The following is a 1,348-nucleotide window of genomic DNA, read 5'->3' as shown; positions in this document are numbered from 1 at the left end:
GATTTAGATACGTAAAATAAATGAATTTATTTTACAAAATTGGGATATCATAAAATTTCTTCTATGCAATTTTAAATATATCATATATTTCTGATGTTAGACTAAAAAGTAGAATACCCTAGTTTTACTAATATGGTACAGAATGAAATGAACGTATTTGAAGACATTTGAAAGATACAACTGTTTCTTGGAGAACTGAGGAAACATACATCAAGATTAAAGAAAAAATGTTTTATATCGTGCAATCACATTTGATAAAAGTCAAACCTATCCCATTGCTATCAGCGGGTTGAAGAAAGAGAAAAAATGTAGTTAGATATTCAAATCAGGCAGATAAAATATCTACATAACATCGTAGAGCAAGAACATTGTTTTATTAAAAAACGTATACGACCTTCAATCTTTTCGTACATCTACATGTATTCTTGCTGGAGTAGAAGTCATCCATATGATAAAAAAGAACAGATTGATTTAAGAGAATCAGTCTGTTCAAAATCAAAAACAATTCATCAAATATTTGAATTAATCGCGTAAATAACGATTCCATTGGAAATCGTTATTGCTTTTTTTGATATACCTTTTATTTATATCAGAAATGTTTAAATTATAAAAATGGAAATAATGATTGGTATTCAGGAATTAACCTGAGGTCTTGCGCAACGGTAGTGTGCTCTATAAATCTAGATTCGAGTTCTTCTAATGAGTTACCATAACGAGATTTAAGATGAGACCAATTAGCAGAAAGTGTAGGAGCGATTTGTAATTTTCTTTTTTTCATGGCATCAGTCCATGGGCTAAGATAAAATTTCAAAATAAAAGCGTTATAAGGACACTGAATATACTCATGTGCAGAAAAATGCCTTCCTGGCCCATATTTCCCGCTTTCAAATTTATGAATAAACCTCCAATCTCCCCAGATATGTGGATTTTGAGGTATATTTCCATGATAACGTTGATATATTAAAGGGGACATATAAGATGGATCTGGATAATAATTATAGGATGGATCTATCATTAAAATTGTTCGAATCGCATACATCTGCTTTCCAAAATTATTAAGTGTATTAAAAAACTCAACTTTATTCTTACAACAAAGAAATTCAGTACTATTTAGTGTCATTTTCCATCCTCTAACAGTTTTTTCAACATCCATGACTTCCTCATCCACTAATACAGTGTCAAATTCTCGGACATTAGAATCGTATATTTCCCAATGTGGCGCAAATTTTCTACAAATTTCAACAGACAGATCGGTGGAACCCCTATTAATTAAAATCCCATAATCGAATAATTTTGTATGATGTAATAGCCACCATGGAAGTAAGTATTCTTCATTATAAAAGTGTGT

1 protein-coding gene and 1 pseudogene are annotated in these 1,348 nt (G+C 30.5%); one reads left to right on the top strand and one right to left on the bottom strand.

The features are described 5' to 3' along the window. Nucleotides 1–238: 238 nt before the first annotated feature. Nucleotides 239–526 (top strand): annotated as a pseudogene (locus ATL10_RS32135) (DDE-type integrase/transposase/recombinase); the annotation flags it as partial. Nucleotides 527–604: 78 nt separating this feature from the next. On the opposite strand, the gene ATL10_RS30755 reads toward ATL10_RS32135, so the two are convergent. Further along, nucleotides 605–1,348, bottom strand: a 744-nt coding sequence (locus tag ATL10_RS30755; RefSeq protein WP_110498395.1) for a glycosyltransferase family protein, incomplete at its 5' end; no start/stop codon positions are given.

Origin of the sequence: Bacillus sp. 196mf (genome assembly GCF_003217275.1) — a bacterium.
In the GTDB taxonomy this organism is placed as follows: Bacteria; Bacillota; Bacilli; order Bacillales; family Bacillaceae_G; genus Bacillus_A; species Bacillus_A thuringiensis_S.
The sequence above is the reverse complement of the archived record's forward strand: the minus strand, read 5'-3'. Positions and strand labels throughout refer to the sequence as shown.